We start from the raw sequence: 16,679 nt of genomic DNA, 5'->3' as shown, positions 1-16,679 counted from the left end.
CCCCTCAGTTCCAGTCGTGGCGCGGCGGGCGCTTGCCGTTGAGCAGCCAGTTGCCGACCAGGTGGTACTTCCAGCGCACCGGGTCGTGCAGGGTGTGCACGCGGGCGTTGCGCCAGTGGCGGTCGAGGTTGTGCTTGCGCAGGGTGGAACGGGTGCCGCCGAGTTCGAACAGCTTGTTGCTCGCCTCGATGGCGATCTCGGTGGTCAGCACCTTGGCCCGCGCCACGGCCAGGGAGGCGGCGGCCACCTTGTCCTCGTCGGGCGCCGCCTTGCCGGCGTCGAGCACGCGGCCGGCGCGCTCCAGCAGGGCTTCGGCGGCTTCCAGGCGGATGTCCAGGCCGCCGACCTGGATGATGGTCAGCGGGTCCTCGCTGGCCTTCTCCACCCCCGCGTCGATCCACGGGCGCGCCTGCTCGCGGACGAAGGCGATGGTGTCGCGCAGCGCCGCGCGGGCGATGCCGGCGTCGATGGCGGCGGTGGTGATCTGGGCGAAGGGCCCGGCCAGGGTCGGGCTCTCGTAGGAGCGGTAGCTGGGGAACAGATGGAAGGCCGGCACGCGCAGGCCCTCCAGCAAGACGGTGCCGCTGGAGGTGGTGCGCTGGCCGATGCTGTCCCAGTCGTCCACCACCGTCAGCCCGGCGCTTTCCCGCGGGACGAAGGCCAGTTGCGCACGGTCCTGCTCGTCCAGCGCCAGCACGCCCAGCCAGTGCGCGTATAGCGAGCCGGTGCAGTAGCCCTTGCGGCCGTCGATGCGGTAACCATCGCCGTCGGCGACCAGGCGGGTGCGGATGTCCTGCACGTTCTTGCCGCCGGTCTCCGACAGCGCGTTGGCGAAGCGGTGGCCTTCCAGCACCAGGGCGAAGAAGTGCCGCTTCTGCTCCTCGCTGCCCTGCAGGCGGATGTCCTCCAGCAGGCAGTAGTGGTTCTGCGGAATCTGCCCGAGGGACGGGTCGGCCGCCGAGACGATGGCGATGACCTGGGCCAGGGTGGCGTGGGACACCTCGGCGCCGCCGTATTCGCGCGGCACCGTGATGCCCCACAGGCCGCTGTTGGAGAAGGCGTCGACGATCTCCACCGGCACCAGGCGGTTGAGGTCGCGCTCGGAAGCGCCGGCCAGCAGCAGCTCGGCGACCTCATGGGCGACGCGGATGGCCTCGGCGTCGTCGCGGATGATCCGCGCGGCGGGGCGGTTGATCGGATAGGCAGCAGAAACGGACATGGTCTTCCTCATGGCGAACAGTGGCCCGTGTGGGGCCGGGACCTCCCGGCAGCGGGCCCTGTCCTGGCTGAGCACGATCCATGCCCGAAATTTTCTTCCTATAAATCAGCCACTTACTGGCTAGCAAAGGCAGCCGAGTCGCTGGCCGGACACTGTTTGTTGAAGCACTGTCCGGCAGCCAACAGTTGCCCGTCAGGCAACAGCCTTGCGCTGCGCCTCGGCCTCCAGCTCGCGCACCAGGGGCAGGACCTTCTCGCCGAAGTACTCCACCTCTTCCTGGAAGTGCAGGAAGCCGGAGAGCACCAGGTCCACGCCCACCGCCTTGAGCGCGAGGATGCGTTCGGCGATCTGCCGCGGGGTGCCGATCAGGTTGGTCTTGAAGCCGTCGTTGTACTGCACCAGGTCTTCGAAGCTGGACTTCGCCCAGTTGCCCTCGCCCTCCGGGCTGGCGGCGCCGGCGTTCTTCACCTCGTGGCCGAAGGCGTTGACCGCCTCGGGGTTGGCCTTGTCGATGATTTCCTGCAGCACCGCGCGGGCCTCAGCCTCGGTGTCGCGGGCGATGATGAAGGCGTTCACCCCGATCTTCACCGCGTGGCCGTTGGCCGCGGCCTTGGCGCGGATGTCGTCGACCTGGGCCTTGATGCCTTCCAGCGTGTTGCCATTGGTGAAGTACCAGTCCGACACCCGCGCGGCCATGTCGCGCGCGGCCCGCGAGCTGCCGCCCTGGAAGATTTCCGGGTGCGGGCGCTGCAGCGGCTTGGGCTTGAGGCTGTAGTCGCGGAAGCGGTAGAAGTCGCCGTTGAAGGTGAAGGCGTCCTGGGTCCAGATGCCCTTGAGCGCGCGGATGAACTCCTCGGAGCGGCGGTAGCGCTCGTCGTGCTCCAGCCAGGGCTCGCCGATGGCGTGGAACTCGCCCTTGAACCAGCCGGAGACGATGTTCACCGCGATGCGGCCGCCGGTCAGTTGGTCGATGGTCGCCAGTTGCTTGGCCGCCAGCGCCGGGTTCCACGGGCCGGGGAGGATGGCGGCGATGACCTTGAGCTTCTCGGTGGCCGCCAGCAGCGCGTGGCTGATGGCCACCGACTCGTGCTGGTACTCGGCGCCGTAGCCGGCGGTGAAGCGGATCTGCGACAGGGCGTAGTCGAAACCGGCCTTCTCGGCGCTCTGCGCCAGCCGGCGGTTGTAGTCGAAGTCCCAGCTGGTGCGCTGCTCGATGTTGCTGACGACGAGGCCGCCGCTGACGTTGGGCACCCAGTAGGCGAAGCGGATGGGTTGCTGGCTCATGGTTCTGCTCTCCGGGAGTTGCATGCCGCGCAGCCAGGCGCCACGCGGCTTCCAACGTGGCCGGAGCAGCAACCGTGCCAGCGCCGGAAAGCCTTGCGGATCATGAACTTGCAACAGGCGCCGGGTTATCGTCCTGTCCGCGGCCGGGCAAGCTGCTGATGCGCTGTTGCCAGGTGAACAGCCGGGCGACGGAAATGTGCCGCCGCGCCCTGCAAGCGCCAAAGCACCGACTAGACTTGCACCTCCCGGCCCGTGCATTTTCCAAGGAGGCCATCGTGCGTACCTGTTTCGTACTGCTCCTCGTGGCCGGCCTGGCCGGCTGCGCGGCGGATGTGAAGCGCGCCGACGCGCTCTCCCCCATCAGCACCTATGCCGACACCCGCAACCGCCTGCTGGTGAACTTCCAGGGCGACGCCAGCGTGACCGCGACGCCGGGCTGGACGCGGCTGACCAGCACCTGGCGGCGCATCCTGACCGACCGCGCGGCCTCGTCCGACTACCAGTTGGGCGAGCAGGCCGGCGCGGTGACCCCCACCGCGCTGCCGGCGACGCTGCTGGTGGTGGAAGTCGACCGCCTGCGCCAGCAGGCCGACGGCGACGGCCTGGGCAAGGGCAGCCTGCGCGTCAACGTGCGCTTCACCGACGGCCCCAGCGGCCGGCTGATGGGCTCGCGCCGCTACGAGACCGACTCCGCCGAGCCCGAGGCGCTGGAAGGCCAGCTCAAGGACATTTCCAAGGCGATCATCGAGGAAGTCGAAAGCGCCCAGCGCATCGCCAAGCGCGACCCGCTACCGGAGGCGCCGATGCCGGCCAGCACGCCGGCCGAGCAACCGGCCCGCCCCGCGCCGGCCCCGGCGCCCGGCCAGTCGGTGGCCAGCCGGGAGGCGGCGGCCAAACCGGTGGTGGCGGTGGAGAACCAGGAACGCCAGCTGCAGAAGCTGCAGCGCAGCAACCTGCCGTTCGACCAGTACCAGAACGAGTACCGGCGCATCACTTCGCAGTGAGCGCCGGCGCGCCTCAGTCGTCGTGCCAGTGGGCGTCGCCGTCCTCGTCGTCCCAGTCGTCCTCAGCGTCCTCGGGCTCGTCGCGCAGGCCGGTGGCGCCGTGCTCGAAATCCTCCGGGGAATCCTCGTCCCACTCGTGGTCGAGCAGGTGCTCGTGCTCCGGCTCGGGGAGGTCGATGTCGTCGTCGTGCATGGTGCTATCTCGGCAGGCGGGGTGCGGCAGGCCTCAATGCTACGGCCTCGCCGGGCCCGCGCAAAGCCTCGACGGTCGCGCGGCGCGGCGCATTTGGCTATAAGTCAGAAGGAAGGTCATGACGTTTTCCTATGGGGGCGATGCCGTTTCCAGCATTGTGCGGGAAGCCTCGCTTGCCGATCCTGTCGCCACCCCGGGGTAATAGCCCTGCGCACAACAGCAGAAGGACATCCAGCATGAAGACCGTCGCACAGCTCCTCCACGCCAAGCAGAGCCAGCAGGTGCACACCATAGGCCCGCACGAGATGGTGCTCGACGCCCTGCGGGTGATGGCGGTGAAGAACGTCGGCGCCCTGCCGGTGGTGGACAACGGCCAGGTGGTGGGCGTGGTCAGCGAACGCGACTACGCGCGCAAGATGATCCTCCAGGGCCGCAGTTCGGTGGGCACGCCGGTCAGCGCCATCATGAGCTCGCCGGTGGTCACGGTGGATTCGCAGCAGAACATCGACACCTGCATGAGCATCATGACCGAGCGCCACCTGCGCCACCTGCCTGTGGTGGAGAACGGCCAGCTGGTGGGGCTGTTGTCCATCGGCGACCTGGTCAAGGAAGCCATCGCCGAGCAGGCCCAGTTGATCCAGCAGCTGGAGCAGTACATCCGCGGCGAACAGTGAGCCACCGGCGGCTGCGGCGGACGGCGCCATGACAGGGGCGCGGATGGGGCATTAGAATTTGATTAACATCCGCGAACCGAACAAGTAGAACCCATGGAAAACCGCACCGCCCGCCTGACCGTCCTGATCGACCCGGTGAAGAAGAAGGCCTTCGAGGAACTCTGCGCCAGCCAGGACCTGACACCCTCCCAGGTGGTTCGCCAGCTGATCCGCGATTACCTGGAGAGCCACGGGGTGAGCTATGCCACGCAGCCGAAGGTGGGGGGGCAGGATTGAGGGCCGCCGGCCAGTCCGGAGCAGCCTGCCGGCTCGATCGCGGACGGAGTCCGCTCCTACGCCCGTGCCGCCCTGGGCCTGGTCTCGCCAGCGCTTTTCGTAGGATGGGTTGAGCCTGCGAAACCCATGCGGTTGCGGTGATGGGTATCGCTTCGCTCAACCCATCCTACGGACGTTGCGTTGCCGGCGGGCGTAGGAGCAACTGTCTTGCAAGCCGCGCCGGGGCGCTTTTCGTAGGATGGGTTGAGCTTGCGAAACCCATGCGGTTGCGGTGATGGGTATCGCTTCGCTCAACGCCATCCTACGAAAAGCCGTGCTTCCTGGAACCGTAGGAGCGGACTCCGTCCGCGATTGCTCCCAGGCGGCGCCGAACCCTCCCTACGAAGAAACCACCTCTTCCCCCCGCCCCTCGCAGGCCGCCAGCGCCATGGCAAAACTGGCGTGGTAATTCCGCCTACCCACCGCCTCGATGATCCCCGCCCGCACCAGCTTGTGCCGCACCCGCTGGTTGGCCTCGCAGAGCTTCACCGTCACCCCGCGCTTGCGCAGTTGCTGGATCATCTCCTCCAGCGTCTGCATCCCGGTGATGTCCATGAACGGCACCCGCCTTAGCCGGATCACCAGCAACTGGGGGTCGCTGCGGGTCTGCGCCAGGGCGCGTTCGAAGGTTTCCGCGGCGCCGAAGAACAACGGCCCCTCGATGGTGTAGACGAGCACGCCGGGCGGCAGCGCGCCTTGCAGTTCGCCCCGCAGCTCGGCGCTGCCCTGCTGCAGCACTTCCACCGAGGAGGCCATGCGCCGCATGAACAGCAGCATGGCCAGGATCACCCCGATGTTCACCGCGATCACCAGGTCGCTGAACACCGTCAGGCCGAAGGTGATCAGCAGGATGGCCACGTCGGCCCTGGGCGCGCGGCGCAGCATGCGCACGAAGTGGCGGGCCTCGCTCATGTTCCAGGCCACCACGAAGAGGATCGCCGCCAGCGCGCACAGCGGGATGCTCGAGGCCAGCGGGGCGAGGAACAGGATGATCAGCACCAGGGTCGCCGCGTGGGCCACCCCGGCGATCGGGCTGTTGCCGCCGTTGCGGATGTTGGTGGCGGTGCGGGCGATGGCGCCGGTCGCGGCGAAGCCGCCGAACAGCGGCGCCAGCAGGTTGGCGATGCCCTGGCCGACCAGCTCCTGGTTGGAGTCGTGGCGGGTGCCGGCCATGCCGTCGGCGACCACCGCCGAAAGCAGCGACTCGATGGCGCCGAGCATGGCGATGGCGAAGGCCGGGCCGATCAGTTCCAGCATCCGCGGCAGGCTGATCTCCGGCAGGCTCGGCACCGGCAGGCCGCGGGGGATGCCGCCGAAGGCGCTGCCGATGGTGGCCACGCCGTCGAACTGGAACAGCGCCTGCAGCACGCTGACCAGCACCATCGCCAGCAACGGCCCCGGCACCCGCCCCAGGTAAGGCAGGCGCGGGCCGTAGAGCACCGCGGCCAGGCCGAGAATAGCCAGCAGTGTGGTCGCCGGGTGCAGCTGCGGCAGCGCCTGCAGCAGGTGCCAGAGCTTCTGGTGGAAGTGCTCGCCGCCCACCGCCGGCAGGCCGAAGAAGTCCTTCCACTGGCCGACCCAGATGATCACCCCGATGCCGGCGGTGAAGCCGACGATGACCGGGTCGGGGATGTACTTGATGACGCTGCCCAGGCGGGTGATGCCCAGCAGCAGGAGGATGACCCCGGCCATCAGCGTGGCCAGCTGCAGGCCGTCGACGCCGTAGCGCGCGGTGATGCCGGCGAGGATGACGATGAAGGCGCCGGTGGGCCCGGCGATCTGCACCCGGCTGCCGCCGAACAGCGACACCGCGATGCCCGCCACTATGGCCGTGTACAGGCCCTGTTCGGGCTTGACCCCGGAGGCGATGGCGAAGGCCATGGCCAGGGGCAGCGCGACCACCCCGACGATGACCCCGGCCAGCAAGTTGCGTGGCCAGTTCTGCAACTTCAGAAGCCCGGCCGCCCAGGCGTCACGTACGGCGATCATCGTCCACTCCTCCGCGGAAGAATGCGCATCAGATTAACATGCCATGTTAATCGACGTGTACTAGGCCAAAGTCCTGTCTTACGCCTTTCCCGGGGAGGCGCTACCCTTCTGCGAAGACGCTGCGCAAACGCAAACGGTGCTGCATTTCTGCATACAGTCGTCACGGCGCCAGGCCGCCGGCCCCCATGTCACGGGCGCTCCGTCCTGGCATGCAACCTGCCTGGGTAGACGACTGGCCCGCGCCACCGCGCCGGCCCCGTCATCCCCCATGGAGAACCCCAGATGGACCCGCTACGCCTGCTGCTCGACCGTGGCCTGCTGTTGGCCGACAGCATCGCCGCGGATGGCCGCTTCCTCGACGTCTCCGCCGAACAGAGCGACCAGCTCGGCTACCCGCCCGGCGCGCTGCACGGCCAGGGCATGGAACAGGTCTACACCGCCGATTCGGTGCGCGCCCTGCAGCAGCTCTTCGCCAACCCGCCGGCCGACGAACGGGTGCAGGACCTGGAGCTGACCCTCATCCGCCACAACGGCGGCCTGCTGCCGGTGCTGGCCAGCGGCGTGCTGCAGTGGCGCGACGGCGAGCCGGCGCGCCTGCACCTGGTGAAGATGCCCCTGGGCGGCATCAGCCGGCGCCTGGGCGAGTTGCAGAACGCCAACGAAGTCATGAGCCAGATGCTCTACAGCGCCAAGGTGGCCTACTGGTGCATCGAGTTCGCCGAGCCGGTGGACGTGCGCCAGACGCCGGACGAGATCGTCCGCCAGGTGTTCGAGAACCGCTCCTACTGGCGCATGTGCAACCGCGCCATGGCGGCGATCTACGAGATGCCCGCCGACGTCGACTTCGGCCAGCAGCCGGTGCGCCTGTACTGGCCGCGCAGCCCGGCCAACGAGGAGTTCGTGCGGCGGCTGATCGAGGCCGACTTCCACGTCGACGGCGCGCTCTCGGTGGACCGCCGCCACGACGGCTCGCCGGCCTACGTGGAGAACGACGTGCGCGCCAGCATCCACAACGGCCGCCTGCTGCGCATGTGGGGCAGCCTGCGCGACGTCAGCCAGGAGCTGCGCATGCAGCATGACGCCGAGCAGCGCATCGAGGCCCTGCGCCGGGTGTTCGACGCGGTGCCCGACGCGGTGCTGGTGATCGACGAAGCCGCTCAGCCGCAATGGCGCAACGCCGCCTTCGAGCAGGTGTTCGGCATCACCCGCGCCGCCGGCGTGGCCGCCACCCTCGACCGCCTGCCGCTGCCCGAGCGCACCTGGCAGCGCCTGGAGCTGCCCGACCAGTACGGCCGCTACCGCGCCTTCGACAGCCACTGCTCGCGCATCCTGATCCGCGAGGACCAGGCCTGGCGCGTGGTGGTGCTGCGCCCGGACGGCGTCGAGCGCCGGCCGGCAGAGCTGCACCCATGAGTGGCGAGGGCTTCTTCGCGCCGATGCGCATGGGCATGCGCTCGTCGGTCAACGTCAGCGCCGAGATGCTCGCCGCGCTGCTGGAGGCGCCGGCGCTGCACGCCCTGCTCGACGGCTTCGGCGAGGCGCTGATCGTCTGCGACGGCGACTCCCGGGTGCGCTTCCTCAACCTGGCCGCCGAGCGCATCAACCGCGTGGCGCGCCAGGACGTGCTGGGCCTGAGCGACAGCGATTTCTATCAGCGCTCGGCGCTGCAGTTCGACGACTTCCTGCAGGCCGTGCGCCGCGGCGGCAAGAGCGCGCTGACGCGCTCGCGCGACGGCCGGCTGTTCCTCACCCGCCTGCAGAGCGTGCCCGCCGGCGCCTACGAGAAGCCCTACACGCTGCTGATCCAGCGCGAATACGAAGCACGCGAGAGCGCCGGCCGCAGCGCCCCGGCGCCGTCGCTGGCGGACAGCCCGGCGAGCCTGGGCGACCCCCAGGACAACGCGCTGCACATGTCGCCGCTGCTCTCGGACATCGCCGACATGGGCGTGCGCGCCTTCCGCCGCCGCGCCCGCCTACTGCTGCTCGGCGAGCCGGGCGTGGGCAAGACCGCCATCGCCCGGCACATCCACCGCGCCGCCGGCTGGGGCGACCGGCCCTTCGTCGACGTCAACTGCGCGAGCATCCCCGAGACGCTGTTCGAGTCGGAGATGTTCGGCTACGAGCGCGGCGCCTTCACCGGCGCGCTGCAGCAGGGCAAGCGCGGCTACATCGAGAGCGCCGCCGGCGGCACGCTGTTCCTCGACGAGATCGGCGAGATCCCCCTGCAGGTGCAGGCCAAGCTGCTCAAGTTCCTCGACGACGGCACCATCCAGCCGGTGGGCTCGCCGCTGGCGAAGAAGGTCCAGGTGCAGGTGATCGCCGCCACCAACAAGGACCTCAAGGCGCAGGTGTCCGCCGGCCTGTTCCGCGCCGACCTCTACTACCGCCTGGCCGTGCTGCCGGTGGACATCCCGCCGCTGCGTGCCCACCGCGACGACCTGCCGGTGCTGATGGACATCCTCCTGGCCCGCATCAACCGCGACCGCCAGCCGCCCCTGCGGCTGTCCACGGCCTGCCGCCAACGCCTGCTGGGCCATGACTTCCCGGGCAACATCCGCGAGTTGGTGAACATCTTCGAACGCCTGGCGGTGCTGGCCGACGACGTCGCCGAGGAACAGCACCTGCCACCGGAGCTGCTGGGCCAGGCCGCACCCGCCGGAGAGGAAGAACCGCCGCCCTTCGCCAGCGCCGACGAACCGCTCAAGGCGCAGGTGCAGCGCTTCGAGCGGCAAGTGATCCTCCAGGCCGTGCGCCTGTGCGGCAGCAAGCGCAAGGCGGCGCAGCACCTGGGGATCGACGTCGGGACCTTGATTCGGAAGTTGCAGCGGGATTGAGCGGCAGGCTGCTCCTTCTTTTGCAGGAGCCACTGCCTTGCAGGCTGCACCGAGATGCTTTTCGTAGGATGGGTTGAGCTTGCGAAACCCATGCGGTAGCGGTGATGGGTATCGCTTCGCTCAACCCATCCTACGAGTGTTGCGTTTGCCGGATGCATTGGCATTGTTCTCACCTCCCTTCCCTCTCCCTAACCCTCTCCCTGAAGGGAGAGGGGACCGTTGGGCAGGGTTGGGTATTCTGGCGTCAGCCGGCAGCTCCAGTGGTTTCCAGCTGAAACCACTCTTCCTCTCGGCACGGACTAGCCCCCTCTCCCTTCAGGGCGGGGCGCGCAGCCGAGGGCTGGGGAGAGGGGCGGCGCCCAACCACCACACCGCCGCCCCAGGATAACCACCCCCCACCAACGCTGCATTTCTGCCTATCCCCCCTTGTCATTTCTGCTTACATTCCCTTCCCTCCAAAACAACAACCCCTTTATTTTCAACAACTTAATTTCTTGGCACACCCTGTGCTCCACCTCCATCGACCCGTGACCGTGCACGGGTCCTCGAATCGCGCCAGGCATCCCCGACCGGGGTTGCCGGCAGTTCTGGAGGCACAACAACAATGCTCATCACAGGTATCAAGAGCAGGCCGGTCTACGACGACCTGCGCCCGCTCGCCGGCAGCAACCACATAGTCGCAGGGCAAGGCAGCGGCGGCAGCGCCATGCTCCGGCTGCTGGCCGAAATGCCGCGCACCGCGCCCATCCGCGTGCTCTATTCCACCGAATCCTTCTCCGGGCAGAACCATCTGGCCGCGCTGCGCGACATCGCCGGCGTCGAGCTGAGCGTCTATCCGAGCAACCGCTCGCTGGTCGACGACCTGCACGCCCTGCTCGGCCAGTCGCGCATGGGCACCCGCCTGTACCTGGCCGGCTCGGAAAGCTTCATCGGCACCGCCATGCAGGCGGCCGACGCCATCAACCTGAACCGGGACGAAGTGCTGCGCGAGCACTGCGGCTCCTTCGTGCGCCGCGTCTGGTGCGTGCACTGCGACGGCTACACCGAGAACGTCACCCAGCGCGTGTTCATCTGCCCGCACTGCGCCCGCACCCTGGTGGTCCGCGACCACTACTCGCGCCGCCTCGCCGCCTTCCAGGCGGTCAAGGCCGACGCCGAAGTCCCCGGCGAGCTGCCGGCAGCCGAGGAACTCGACACATGAGCCAGTCCAGCGGAACCCTCAACGTCCGCGTCGCCCGCATCGAGCAGGTGACCCCGGAGATCAAGCGCTTCACCCTGGTCCCGCGCGACGGCGGCCAGCTCACGCCCTTCTCCGGCGGCAGCAACGTGGTGGTGCTGATCCCCCACGACGGCGGCACCTACCGCAACGCCTACTCGCTGATGAGTTCGCCCTACGACGCCAGCGCCTACCAGATCGCCGTGCGCCGCGTGGAAGACGGCCGTGGCGGCTCCAGGCGCATGCACGATGCAGTGAAGGAAGGCGACGAGCTGGAAATCCTCCGCCCGGTGAACCTGTTCCCGCTGAGCAAGCACGCGCGCCTGCACCTGTTCATCGCCGGCGGCGTGGGCATCACCCCGGTGTGCTCGCAGCTGGCCGAGCTGCGCCTGCGCGGCACCCCGTTCGAAGTGCACCTGGCGGTGCGCGGCGCGGAACACGCGCGCCTGGGCGAGGAGCTGGCGCGCGAATACGGCGACGCCGTGCGCCTGTACCGCGACGACCGCGGCGAGCGCCTGAACATCAGCGCCGTGCTGGCCGACCGCCCGCTGGGCAGCGACGTGTACGTCTGCGGCCCCGAGGGCATGATCCAGGCCACCATAGACGCGGCCCACGCCCACGGCTGGACCGACAGCCACATCCACTACGAGCGCTTCCTCGAACAGGGCAGTTCCGGCGAGCCGTTCAAGGTCACCCTGGCGCGCAGCGGCGCGACCATCGAGGTGTCGCCCGACCAGAGCCTGCTGGAAGCCGCCGAGGCCGCCGGCCACGAGATTCCCTACCTGTGCCGCGGCGGCGCCTGCGGCATGTGCGAGACCAACGTCCTGGAACTGGACGGCGAGATTCTCCACACCGACGACTGGCTGTCCGACGAGGACAAGGCCGCCAACAAGAAAATCATGCCCTGCGTGTCGCGCGCCAAGTGCTCGCGGCTGGTCATCGACTGCTGAGCCGGAGAACGACCATGACCATCCAATTCCGCCCCGACGAAACCTACCGCGACGACTACACCTACGCCAACAGCCCCGCGTGCATCGCCCGCGCGCCCTTCCCCTTCCCGGACGACGAGTACATGTACTCGATGAACCTGGAACCCCACGTCTCCGTCGGCGACGGCGCCTTCCGCGCGGTATTCGACATCGACGAGCACTACATCAGCGAGTGCCGCGACCGCGCCATCACCCTGGAGAAGGACCCGGGCATGCACTACGTCTCGGCGCCGCACATGATGGAGGCGCAGTGGGACCTGCTCGAGCTGATCATGGAGTCCTACGCCAAGGACTACCCGGAGTACTTCGCCCTGGAGCGCGACGGCACCCGCTGGCACTGGACCAACAAGCTGCTGGGCATCGACGACACCTTCACCTTCGGCGACCCGGCCACCCTGCCCTACGAGCCGATGGAATACATCACCCGCCAGGCCCAGGGCGACTGGGTGCTGCAGGAGGAGCGCGACGGCACCCTGTACTGGGGCGCCGGCATCGCCACCCAGCGCGCCGACTACTCGCTGCGCTTCAACCTGGGCATGGCCTGGCACGAGTACCACGGCCCGGTGCCGCTGGTGAAGGAAACCGGCATGCTCGACCGCGCGCTGAAGTTCCTCCTGCGCCTGCGCAACGGCCACCCGGTGCGCCGCCTGAACTGGTCGCTGACGGTCAACCCGCGCCTGGACGTGTCCGCCGAGAGCCTGCCGGACTGGGCCCCGGACCGCACCACGGTGACCGCCGAGAACGCCGGCGAGAAGGTCTACCTGCGCATCGAGCTGCAGCCGCTGCACCGCCTGCCGCGCAGCAACGCCATCGTGTTCCCGATCCGCACCTACCTGCTGAGCCTGCAGGACATCGCCAGCAACCCCGCCTGGGCCAGGCGCATGCACCGCGTGCTCAAGTCCCTCAACCAGGAACTGGTGGACTACAAGGGCTTCACCCGCTACCGCGACGCCGCGGTGGAGTGGCTCTCGCAGTACGACGACGGCAAATAAGCACCGCGCTTTCCATAACGACAATGAGCCCGTAGAGGGCAGCGGCGGATGCGCAAGCTCCGCCGCAGACAATCCGCCACTGCCCATTACCCCCTGAGAGGAAACAACGATGAGTGGGTCCCCTGCCAAGCGTGCCGCTGGCGTAACCGATTCCGATGCCGAGCAGCTCGCCGCCCTCGGCTACAGCTCGAACTTCGAGCGCAGCATGAGCCTGTGGGAGAACTTCTCCCTGGGCTTCACCTACCTGTCGCCGGTCGTCGGCGTCTACACCCTGTTCGGCCTGTGCCTGGCCGCCGGCGGCCCGCCGATGTTCTGGTCGTACCTGCTGATCGGCCTCGGCCAGCTGCTGGTGTGCCTGATCTTCGGCGAGATCGTCTCGCAGTTCCCGATCTCCGGCGGCGTCTACCCCTGGGCGCGGCGCCTGGTGGGCAAGCGCTGGGCGTGGATGGTCGGCTGGGTGTACGCCTGGGCACTGTGCGCCACCATCGCCGGCGTCTCGGTCGGCGCCGGGCCCTACCTGGCGGCGCTGCTGGGCTTCACGCCGAGCGCGGACGTCAGCATCTACATCGCCCTGGCGCTGATCCTGGTCTCCACCGGCCTCAACCTGGTGGGCACCAAGCTGCTGGCGCGGGTGGCCATGTTCGGCTTCCTCTGCGAGCTGGTCGGCGCCATCCTGGTCGGCGGCTACCTGTTGATCTTCGAGCGCCACCAGCCGTTCAGCGTGCTCTTCGACACCTTCGGCCTCGGCGCGGCGCAAGGTTCCTACCTGCCGGCGTTCCTCGCCGCCTCCCTGGCCGGGCTGTTCCAGTACTACGGCTTCGAGGCCTGCGGCGACGTCGCCGAGGAAACCCCCAACCCCGGCAAGCGCATCCCCAAGGCCATGCGCATGACCATCTACATCGGCGGCGCCGCCGCGATGTTCGCCTGCCTCGCGCTGATCCTCTCGGTGCCGGACATGCACAAGGTGCTCGCCGGGGAAGACACCGACCCGGTCGCCACCATCCTGGCCAACGCCTTCGGCCCGCTGGGCTCGCGCCTGGTGATGGCGGTGGTGCTGGTGTCCTTCGTGTCCTGCGTGCTCAGCCTGCAGGCCGCCGCCAGCCGCCTGCTGTTCGCCTACGCCCGTGACGAGATGATCGTCGGCAGCCGCGCGCTGCAGCGCCTGTCGGCCAACCAGGTGCCGTCCGCCGCGTTGCTCGTCAGCGGCGTGGTGCCGGCGGCGATCGTCTGCCTGGGCCTGTTCATGGCCGACGCCACGGCCACCATCGTCGGCTTCGCCGCCATCGGCATCTACGTCGCCTTCCAGCTGATCGTGGTCGCCGCGCTGATCGCCCGCGCCAAGGGCTGGGTGCCCGGCGGCCAGTTCAGCCTGGGCCCCTGGGGCACGCTGGTGAACGTCGCCGCGCTGGTCTACGGCGCCGGCGCCATCGCCAACATGGTCTGGCCGCGCAGCCCCGACGCGCCCTGGTACATCAACTACTCGATGATCCTCACCACCGCCGTGGTGCTGGGCGCGGGCGTGCTCTACATGCTGCTGGCCAGGCCCTACGACAAGGGCACCGCGCCGGCCGGCGACGCCCACCGGATTTCCGGCCGCCAACGATCCGTGCGCGCGACTGGCGCGCTTGCCGAACCGGCTTGATCGCAACCCTGACGCAATTCGGGCCATACGCCTGAGGGGCGCGTCCGGCGCCACGCGGGGTCCCCTCCCCGCGCCGGCGCCACGCGGTTTGCGAACGGGCCTGCCAGCCCCGCGCTTGGCAGGCCCGGTTTTTTTCCGCACTACGCCAGGCTTGACCACGGCGTGGCCGCAACCTTGGCTCAACGCGCAATCCACAACAGGCACAGCGACAAGGTCAGCAACGACCCCAGCGTCGACAACAGAATGCTGCGCGACACCACCGGCGCCTCGCGCTTGTAGTACTCCGCCAGCATGTACGGCCCGGTGCCGGTCGGCAGCGCGCTGAGCAGCAGCGCCGAATCCGCCCACAACGGCGGCAGGGCGAACACCTTGTAGGCCAGCACGCCGGTCAGCAGCGGCTGCCCCACCAGCTTGACCAGCACCAGCGGCCAGGCGCCCACCTGCGGGCCCTCCTGCTTCTGCGCCAGGAACAGGCCGAGCGAGATCAGCGCGCAAGGCGTGGTGGCCGCCGCCAGCAGGTCGAGGAAATGCACCACCGGCTCGGCCAGCCCCAGGCCGCTGGCCGCCCACAGGCCACCGATGATCGGCGAGACCACCAGCGGGTTCTTCAGCAGCGCGCGGCTCACCACCAGCACCGCGCGGCCGACGTGCTTCTCGCTCTGCAGGCCGACCTCGATGCACACCACGGCGACGGCGAACAGCACGCAGACCACCAGCAGCGAGGCGATCAGCGCCGGCTCCAGGCCGTCCTGGCCGAACACCAGCAGGCACAGCGGGATGCCCATGTAGCCGGTGTTTGCGTAGGAGGCGCTGAGCCCGTCGATGCTCGCCGCCGGCAGCTCGCGGCCCTGCCACATACGCCAGGCCAGGGTGGCGACGAACACCAGCAGGCAGCCAGCGGTAAAGGCAGCGAGGAAGCCCGGCTGCCAGATTTCCGCCCAGGTGGAGGTGGCGGTGACCTTGAACAGCAGCGCCGGCAGGCATAGCCAGACCACCAGCTTGTTGATCTCCGACGCCGCGCCCTCGCCCAGGCGGTTGGTCCTGCGCGCCAGCCAGCCGGCCAGGATCAGCGCGAAGATGGGCAGGACGACGGCGATCACGGTGTGCATGGCAAGCTCGGCAAGGCGTTGTTATAGGAGGGCTGGCGAGCATAGGATTGCCGCATCGATACCGTCCAATGCTTGTTGAGAGCCCAATCGATTCCGGAAACGCATCGATGATCGAATTGCGCCAGCTGCGCTACTTCCTCGCCCTCGCCGAACACCTGCACTTCGGCCGCGCCGCCGAGGCCCTGCACCTGACCCAGCCGCCGCTGAGCCGGCAGATAGCCGCGCTGGAGGCCGAGCTGGGCACCCCGCTGTTCGCCCGCCACTCGCGCTCGGTGGAGCTGACCGCCGCCGGCCGCGAATTCCAGCAGCACTGCAAGAGCCTGCTCGCCGGCCTCGACCTGGCGGTGCGCTCGGCCCAGGCCAGCGCCCGCGGCGAGCGCGGCGAACTGCGCCTGAGCTTCACCATGGTCGCCGCCTGGACGCTGCTGCCGACCCTGCTCAAGCGCTACAGCGACGCTTATCCACAGGTGAAGGTGGTGCTCAACGAAGTATTGCCGCGCGACCTCGGCCCGGCGCTGGAAGCCGGCGAGGCCGACGTGGCCCTGACCTTCCCGGCCCACGGGAGCGGCCAGCTGCAATACCGCACGCTATTGCGCGAGCCGCTGTGCGCGGTGCTGCCCAGTGCGCACCCGCTAGCCACGAGCGCCCAGGTGGCGGCCGGGGCCCTGGCGGGGGAATCGTTCATCAGCTTCCCCCACAGCACCGCGCCGGCGCTGCACGAAGCGGTGATGCAATGCTGCCGGGACAGCGGCTTCGAACCGCGCATCCAGCTGGAGCCGCACCTGCAGCAGACCATCGTCAACCTGGTGGCCGAGGGCCTGGGCGTGGCCCTGGTGCCGGACTCGATGCGCAAGATGCAGCTGCCCGGTGCTGCGTTCGTGGCGCTGGAGGCGTCGCCGTTGGTGGATTATGGGGTGGCTTGGAGTCCGCACAATGACAACCCGTGCCTGGGGGCTTTTCTGCGGTGTGCGGGGGTAGATACGGGCTCTTCGTAGGAGCGAGCTTGCTCGCGAACGGTGCTTGCTCGGGACTTTGGGCGTTGGGGGGTAGAGCGCCCTCTCCCTAACCCTCTCCCTGAAGGGAGAGGGGACCGTTGGGCAGGGTTTGATGTTACGGCGTTAGCCGGCTAGCGCAGAGGTTTCCGGCGGAAACATCACTTTTCTCGGCACAGACAGGCCCCCTCTCCCTTCAGGGAGAGGGCTGGGGAGAGGGGACGGAG

General features: G+C 68.8%; 15 protein-coding genes. 10 read left to right on the top strand and 5 right to left on the bottom strand.

The features are described from left to right. Nucleotides 1–4: 4 nt before the first annotated feature. Together PcP3B5_RS01825 and sfnG are read right to left on the bottom strand one after the other, a co-directional pair. Nucleotides 5–1,219, bottom strand: a complete 1,215-nt coding sequence (locus PcP3B5_RS01825; RefSeq protein ID WP_043269719.1) for an SfnB family sulfur acquisition oxidoreductase — start codon at nucleotides 1,217–1,219, stop codon at nucleotides 5–7. A 192-nt stretch (nucleotides 1,220–1,411) separates the two neighbouring features. After that, nucleotides 1,412–2,527: a dimethylsulfone monooxygenase SfnG gene (gene sfnG / locus PcP3B5_RS01820; RefSeq protein WP_420820153.1), complete on the bottom strand. Its 1,116-nt coding sequence runs from the start codon at nucleotides 2,525–2,527 to the stop codon at nucleotides 1,412–1,414. Nucleotides 2,528–2,778: 251 nt separating this feature from the next. Here sfnG and PcP3B5_RS01815 point away from each other — a divergent pair, with 251 nt between their 5' ends. Beyond that, complete coding sequence (locus PcP3B5_RS01815) at nucleotides 2,779–3,507, top strand: hypothetical protein (RefSeq protein WP_061560438.1); 729 nt, start codon at nucleotides 2,779–2,781, stop codon at nucleotides 3,505–3,507. A gap of 13 nt (nucleotides 3,508–3,520) precedes the next feature. On the opposite strand, the gene PcP3B5_RS01810 is transcribed toward PcP3B5_RS01815, so the two are convergent. After that, nucleotides 3,521–3,700 (bottom strand): hypothetical protein, encoded by a 180-nt coding sequence (locus PcP3B5_RS01810; protein WP_061560437.1) that lies wholly within the window; start codon nucleotides 3,698–3,700, stop codon nucleotides 3,521–3,523. Nucleotides 3,701–3,936: 236 nt separating this feature from the next. Between PcP3B5_RS01810 and PcP3B5_RS01805 the strand changes: the two genes are divergently transcribed. Both PcP3B5_RS01805 and PcP3B5_RS01800 read left to right on the top strand, forming a co-directional pair. Next, nucleotides 3,937–4,374, top strand: coding sequence for a CBS domain-containing protein (locus tag PcP3B5_RS01805; RefSeq protein WP_043269727.1), 438 nt, complete (start codon nucleotides 3,937–3,939; stop codon nucleotides 4,372–4,374). A 93-nt stretch (nucleotides 4,375–4,467) separates the two neighbouring features. Beyond that, nucleotides 4,468–4,650, top strand: a complete 183-nt coding sequence (locus PcP3B5_RS01800; protein ID WP_009615001.1) for a ribbon-helix-helix domain-containing protein — start codon at nucleotides 4,468–4,470, stop codon at nucleotides 4,648–4,650. Nucleotides 4,651–5,028: 378 nt separating this feature from the next. Here PcP3B5_RS01800 and PcP3B5_RS01795 read toward each other — a convergent pair whose 3' ends face one another. Continuing rightward, nucleotides 5,029–6,678 (bottom strand): SulP family inorganic anion transporter, encoded by a 1,650-nt coding sequence (locus PcP3B5_RS01795; protein ID WP_061560436.1) that lies wholly within the window; start codon nucleotides 6,676–6,678, stop codon nucleotides 5,029–5,031. 282 nt (nucleotides 6,679–6,960) lie between these two features. Here PcP3B5_RS01795 and PcP3B5_RS01790 point away from each other — a divergent pair, with 282 nt between their 5' ends. From PcP3B5_RS01790 to PcP3B5_RS01765, 6 genes are all read left to right on the top strand, one after another. After that, nucleotides 6,961–8,091, top strand: a complete 1,131-nt coding sequence (locus tag PcP3B5_RS01790; RefSeq protein ID WP_043269731.1) for a PAS domain-containing protein — start codon at nucleotides 6,961–6,963, stop codon at nucleotides 8,089–8,091. Continuing rightward, nucleotides 8,088–9,512 (top strand): sigma-54 interaction domain-containing protein, encoded by a 1,425-nt coding sequence (locus PcP3B5_RS01785; RefSeq protein ID WP_061560435.1) that lies wholly within the window; start codon nucleotides 8,088–8,090, stop codon nucleotides 9,510–9,512. Before PcP3B5_RS01790 ends, PcP3B5_RS01785 begins: the two co-directional genes overlap by 4 nt. 604 nt (nucleotides 9,513–10,116) lie before the next feature. Further along, nucleotides 10,117–10,713, top strand: coding sequence for a dimethylamine monooxygenase subunit DmmA family protein (locus PcP3B5_RS01780; RefSeq protein WP_043314477.1), 597 nt, complete (start codon nucleotides 10,117–10,119; stop codon nucleotides 10,711–10,713). Beyond that, nucleotides 10,710–11,678 (top strand): PDR/VanB family oxidoreductase, encoded by a 969-nt coding sequence (locus PcP3B5_RS01775; protein ID WP_009614991.1) that lies wholly within the window; start codon nucleotides 10,710–10,712, stop codon nucleotides 11,676–11,678. Before PcP3B5_RS01780 ends, PcP3B5_RS01775 begins: the two co-directional genes overlap by 4 nt. 14 nt (nucleotides 11,679–11,692) lie before the next feature. After that, entirely contained in the window at nucleotides 11,693–12,709 is a 1,017-nt protein-coding gene (locus PcP3B5_RS01770) for a heme-dependent oxidative N-demethylase family protein (RefSeq protein ID WP_009614988.1), read from the top strand. Between the two features lie 109 nt (nucleotides 12,710–12,818). Further along, a complete protein-coding gene (locus tag PcP3B5_RS01765; RefSeq protein WP_061560434.1) occupies nucleotides 12,819–14,351 on the top strand; it encodes an APC family permease in 1,533 nt (510 codons plus the stop codon). A 179-nt stretch (nucleotides 14,352–14,530) separates the two neighbouring features. On the opposite strand, the gene PcP3B5_RS01760 is transcribed toward PcP3B5_RS01765, so the two are convergent. Continuing rightward, nucleotides 14,531–15,460: an AEC family transporter gene (locus tag PcP3B5_RS01760; RefSeq protein WP_043269744.1), complete on the bottom strand. Its 930-nt coding sequence runs from the start codon at nucleotides 15,458–15,460 to the stop codon at nucleotides 14,531–14,533. Nucleotides 15,461–15,567: 107 nt separating this feature from the next. Between PcP3B5_RS01760 and PcP3B5_RS01755 the strand changes: the two genes are divergently transcribed. Further along, nucleotides 15,568–16,455: a LysR substrate-binding domain-containing protein gene (locus PcP3B5_RS01755; RefSeq protein ID WP_061560433.1), complete on the top strand. Its 888-nt coding sequence runs from the start codon at nucleotides 15,568–15,570 to the stop codon at nucleotides 16,453–16,455. The last annotated feature ends 224 nt before the right edge of the window (nucleotides 16,456–16,679 follow it).

This window comes from Pseudomonas citronellolis (assembly GCF_001586155.1).
Lineage (GTDB): Bacteria > Pseudomonadota > Gammaproteobacteria > Pseudomonadales > Pseudomonadaceae > Pseudomonas > Pseudomonas citronellolis.
This window is presented reverse-complemented; position numbering and strand designations above follow the sequence as displayed.

Excerpts from the sequence above, each read along its gene's own strand:
- PcP3B5_RS01825 (WP_043269719.1), bottom strand. The coding sequence starts at position 1,219 with ATGTCCGTTTCTGCTGCCTATCCGATCAACCGCCCCGCCGCGCGGATC.
- sfnG (WP_420820153.1), bottom strand. The coding sequence starts at position 2,527 with ATGCAACTCCCGGAGAGCAGAACCATGAGCCAGCAACCCATCCGCTTC.
- PcP3B5_RS01810 (WP_061560437.1), bottom strand. The coding sequence starts at position 3,700 with ATGCACGACGACGACATCGACCTCCCCGAGCCGGAGCACGAGCACCTG.
- PcP3B5_RS01805 (WP_043269727.1), top strand. The coding sequence starts at position 3,937 with ATGAAGACCGTCGCACAGCTCCTCCACGCCAAGCAGAGCCAGCAGGTG.
- PcP3B5_RS01800 (WP_009615001.1), top strand. The coding sequence starts at position 4,468 with ATGGAAAACCGCACCGCCCGCCTGACCGTCCTGATCGACCCGGTGAAG.
- PcP3B5_RS01795 (WP_061560436.1), bottom strand. The coding sequence starts at position 6,678 with ATGATCGCCGTACGTGACGCCTGGGCGGCCGGGCTTCTGAAGTTGCAG.
- PcP3B5_RS01790 (WP_043269731.1), top strand. The coding sequence starts at position 6,961 with ATGGACCCGCTACGCCTGCTGCTCGACCGTGGCCTGCTGTTGGCCGAC.
- PcP3B5_RS01785 (WP_061560435.1), top strand. The coding sequence starts at position 8,088 with ATGAGTGGCGAGGGCTTCTTCGCGCCGATGCGCATGGGCATGCGCTCG.
- PcP3B5_RS01780 (WP_043314477.1), top strand. The coding sequence starts at position 10,117 with ATGCTCATCACAGGTATCAAGAGCAGGCCGGTCTACGACGACCTGCGC.
- PcP3B5_RS01775 (WP_009614991.1), top strand. The coding sequence starts at position 10,710 with ATGAGCCAGTCCAGCGGAACCCTCAACGTCCGCGTCGCCCGCATCGAG.
- PcP3B5_RS01770 (WP_009614988.1), top strand. The coding sequence starts at position 11,693 with ATGACCATCCAATTCCGCCCCGACGAAACCTACCGCGACGACTACACC.
- PcP3B5_RS01765 (WP_061560434.1), top strand. The coding sequence starts at position 12,819 with ATGAGTGGGTCCCCTGCCAAGCGTGCCGCTGGCGTAACCGATTCCGAT.
- PcP3B5_RS01760 (WP_043269744.1), bottom strand. The coding sequence starts at position 15,460 with ATGCACACCGTGATCGCCGTCGTCCTGCCCATCTTCGCGCTGATCCTG.
- PcP3B5_RS01755 (WP_061560433.1), top strand. The coding sequence starts at position 15,568 with ATGATCGAATTGCGCCAGCTGCGCTACTTCCTCGCCCTCGCCGAACAC.